Source organism: Moorena sp. SIO2C4, from assembly GCF_010672485.1.
Lineage (GTDB): Bacteria > Cyanobacteriota > Cyanobacteriia > Cyanobacteriales > Coleofasciculaceae > Moorena > Moorena producens.
In genome coordinates, this window is the sequence record NZ_JAAHGN010000664.1 from 1 (window position 1) to 4,219 (window position 4,219).

Consider the following 4,219-nt stretch of genomic DNA (forward strand, 5'->3'; position numbering starts at 1 on the left):
TTTTAATGATACGGCCACCACCCATATCTACCCCCTTTCCATACACCACGCTCTTCCGATCTAAAAAAAACATTATCATCACCACCCATGCTCCCATGATCAGATTAGGTTTGATTCCCACACTTTTATTACTCCCTTCTCAACCGACTTAATCTAGCCCATGTCAAGTTTTATCACCTCAATCACCGTAGAGATTCCCTCTTTAGTTTTCAAATTCGCAAACACAAAGGGTTTATCTCCTCGCATCTTTTTAGCATCCCGTTCCATCACCCCCAAATCTGCTCCCACCTGAGGTGCCAGATCAATTTTGTTAATCACCAGCAAGTCAGACTTGGTGATTCCTGGTCCTCCTTTACGAGGAATCTTATCCCCAGCAGCCACATCAATAACGTAAATAGTGAAATCTACTAGTTCTGGACTGAAGGTTGCTGCTAGGTTATCCCCTCCACTTTCTAGGAACACCAAGTCTAAATCAGTAAACCGATTTTCCAGCTGTTCAATGGCTGCCAAGTTCATTGAGGCATCTTCCCGAATGGCAGTATGGGGACAACCCCCTGTTTCCACACCCAGAATGCGATCGCTTTCTAGGGCCTGACTCCTAACTAAAAACTGGGCATCTTCCTGAGTATATATATCATTGGTGACCACAGCGATTTGATAAGAGTCTCGCAGCGCTTTACACAATGCATCTAATAGAGCAGTTTTCCCTGAACCAACTGGACCAGCAATCCCAACACGAAAAGTACTCATGTTAACTAACTTAGAGTTAATTTTAATAGTGTAGTTTATTTATGGTCATTAGCCATAAAAAAATTGTTAATTGCTAATGATAAATTAACAATTAACAATTGGCAATTGGCAATTTTAGATTTTTATTATAGCAATGGCTGTAATGGTGTTGGCAAATTTAAGGGATGAAGCGCGCAGCGCTATAACTATTGACGATTAAGGGGTCAAGGCACCGACTTGCTGTAAATCCAAAAGAAAAATTTTCTGAGTAGATGCTTCGTTTGATATAACAGCTGCATGAGATATCATCTCCAGAACACTGGCCTGACGGTAAGACTTCGGGATAGGTCGCATCATGTCTTGGGGTAACTCCACCAAATTGGGCAGATCATCCACAAAAATTCCCCAAAGTTCGGAGTCCCTAGGACGAATAATTACTAAGAACCTTTGGTTAGGGCTTCGGTGAGGTAAACTACCATCGCCCAACTGCTGATGTAAATCCCAAACTTTAATCGTATGCTTGCCTAGCTGAACTAATCCCATGGTTTTCATCTCCCGGCTGATTTCAGTGGTAAAATTTACCACTTTCAGGACATCCCTAATCCCAAGACATAGGGAATAGTCAGCAATCTTAAAAACCATGAATTTGTCTGGCTTTGAATTATTGTCTAACATCGCCTTTATTTAACCTTATTATAGCTATTAATATTTAGGAAAAGGGAAACTTTTATTTTTTTGATAATTTGTTAGGCTAAAAAATTTTACGTATTAATGATAAATTAATAATTAAAAATTACCAAATCATTCCAGGATATAGGGTTGAATATACTGTTGATAATACTTAGGCAGTATATAGCGTTTATCTGATATCTTGCACCATTGTCATTAATCGTAGGGTGGGCAGTGCCTACCAACGTGGTTTGCAAGCTTCATTATCTGTCTGATGCACTGCCCACCCTACATGAACTATTACCTATTAGCTATTACCTATTACCTATTAGCTATTACCTATTAGCTATAGCAGAAGTCAGAAGTCAGAAGTCAGAAGTCAGAAGTCAAACTCTTGCGCTTACTTAGGTTTGAGACTTTTGTCATGTACTAACTGCCCTGGCGACTGCTATATTACCTATTAGCTATTACCTATTAGCTATTACCTATTAGCTATTAGCTATTACCTATTACCTAAAATCCCGAAATTGTGTACCTCATAGCTATGAGAATTGCTATAGTCTTTATTCCCCCTACTCCCTACTCCCTACTCCCTACTCCCTACTCCGTTATTGAGGGTGAAATGGGCTCAACAACATCGGTTACTGTTGTCAACAATTTGTGTTCCAAATAGGGCTTAGTGATATAAGCCTTTGCCCCCAACTGTGCAGCAATCAAGCGGTGTTTATCGTTACTGCGGGAGGTGAGGATGACTACAGGAATATCTACCAAAGCCGGGTCTTGCTGGCAGTGTTTGAGAAATTCAAACCCATTCATGCGAGGCATCTCAATATCACAGATCACTAACTGTATATCTTTCTGATGCTGTAGTTGCTCAATGGCTTCATAACCATCCTGGGCTTGAAACACTTGATAGCCATTCTTTCCCAAGGTCATGGCTAGAGTTTGGCGCAGGGTGATCGAGTCATCTACCAGGAGTACCTTTGGCTTATGTCTGACCCAGAACGGTTCAACCAATGAAGGTGGAAGCTGCTTTCGTGAAAGGGTTTCCATTGCTTGGGTGGCTTGGTCATCGCTTTTGCTTTCAACCTTCAATGTGCTAACCTTTAACCTTTGACTGCCATCGGTCCGCTGGTCAGATAGGTACTGGATCAATTCAGTCCCATCCAGCACCAGTGTTAACCGACCATCCGCTAGAATACTGCCCCCATTGACATAGGGGGGTGGCACAATCATTGTCCCCAAAGGACGAATCACCAACTCCTGGTCTCCGAGCAGTTGCTCTACTTCCAGACCGACAAGCTGATCCTGGTAATGGATCAGAATGATTGGTCTAATCGTCTGTTTAGGAACAACAGGCTGATGGGGATGGGTTACTGAGAATGGAGAAGCCAGAGAGGAATAATCTAGGATTTGCCCAAGTTGGTAGACTTTAACCAGTTGCTGATCACTCCCGGTACCCAAGTGAAGCACTTTACCATCTTCCCAACTTCGGAGCTGGTGTTCCTGAGGAATAATAATTTGCTTGACTTGATCAGTGATCAACCCATAAACTTGCTTCCCAGCCTGGCACAGGAGTAACTTACCTATGGTTAAACTCAGGGGAATTTGTAGTCTAAATCTGGTGCCAAGGTCGGGAGAAGAATCAACCTGGACGGAACCCCTCAGAGCTTTGACCTGGTTTAGGACAACATCAAGACCAACACCTCGTCCAGAGAGGTTATTCACCCCAGAGACAGTGGAAAAGCCTGGTTCAAACAACAAATTCCTCAGCTGAGCCTCACTGAGACTATTACTCTGTTCGAGGTCGATCAGTTCACGTTCTACGGCTAGTTGGCGAATCCGTTTAAAATTCAACCCTGGCCCATCATCTTTGACTTCAATCACCAAATGTCTGCCCCGATGGCAAGCAGTGATTTCAATTAATCCGTTTTCTGGTTTGCCCTGTTGTTGCCGTAGAGCAGGAGTCTCAATGCCGTGGTCAAAAGCATTACGCACAAGATGCAGCAGGGGGTCGTACAGTTTCTGGGCAACAACTTTATCCACTAAAACATCATTACCAGAGATTTTTAGCTCTACCAGCTTATGGTGGGAGGCTGACAACTGCTTGAGGACAGGGGGGAAACGACTAAATATTTCCCCTAAAGGCAACATCCGAGCCTCCATCAAGACATCACGATGGTTGGTTAACAACCGACGTTGTTGTTCGAGAGTCTTACTGGATTGGGTGGTGAACAGCTCAATGTCATAGGCAGCTTCTGTTAATTGTATAGCGTCTTCTAGAACTGACTGAATCAGAAGCTCGGGTGTACTATAACGCTTTAGTTCCAGGTCATCGAAATAGTCTGTATCAAGAAGGTTAGTGGGTTGAAGGTTAGTGGGTTGAAGGTTAGTGGGTTGAAGGTTAGTGGGTTGAAGGTTAGTGGGTTGAAGGTTAGTGGGTTGAAGGTTAGTGGGTTGAAGGTTAGTGGGTTGAGAGCGTAGCGTGGCCTTTTGGTCAAGGTTGGCAGTAGGATTGGGGTTGGTAGCAAAGTTTTCCTTTAAACCTTCAACATGAAACTTGCTAACCTGCAAGGTTTTTTCTGCCCAAGGGTAGGAGGAAAAGCTAGGATTTGAGTCGGTAGCAAAGTTTTTGTTTAAACCTTCAACCTGAAACTTGCTAACCTGCAACCTTTGCCTAATCTGCTTTTGTTGCATCAAAATAAACAGGCGGTCGTACCAATCTTGCAGTTGGTCGAGCACTTGCTGATGTTGGTGGACACGATCTTGGAGTACTCGCACTGCCGCCAGCAGTTGTTCATTTTCAAGCAACTGGCGGTTT

Annotated in this window: 4 protein-coding genes; 1 reads left to right on the plus strand and 3 read right to left on the minus strand. The window is 43.4% G+C overall.

Features of this window, described 5'->3' with window-relative positions; all coding sequences use genetic code 11:
* Positions 1-153 precede the first annotated feature (153 nt).
* Positions 154-750 (minus strand): urease accessory protein UreG, encoded by a 597-nt coding sequence (gene ureG / locus F6K20_RS26745; protein WP_008188409.1) that lies wholly within the window; start codon positions 748-750, stop codon positions 154-156.
* 195 nt (positions 751-945) lie between these two features.
* On the minus strand, positions 946-1,404 hold the full coding sequence (locus F6K20_RS26750; RefSeq protein WP_008188412.1) for a chemotaxis protein CheW: 459 nt from the start codon (positions 1,402-1,404) through the stop codon (positions 946-948).
* A gap of 228 nt (positions 1,405-1,632) precedes the next feature.
* Here F6K20_RS26750 and F6K20_RS26755 point away from each other — a divergent pair, with 228 nt between their 5' ends.
* Positions 1,633-1,806 (plus strand): hypothetical protein, encoded by a 174-nt coding sequence (locus F6K20_RS26755; RefSeq protein WP_154659919.1) that lies wholly within the window; start codon positions 1,633-1,635, stop codon positions 1,804-1,806.
* A 192-nt stretch (positions 1,807-1,998) separates the two neighbouring features.
* Here the strand turns inward: F6K20_RS26755 and F6K20_RS26760 are convergent.
* A partial coding sequence (locus tag F6K20_RS26760; RefSeq protein ID WP_287296666.1) for a hybrid sensor histidine kinase/response regulator occupies positions 1,999-4,219 on the minus strand: 2,221 nt, incomplete at its 5' end.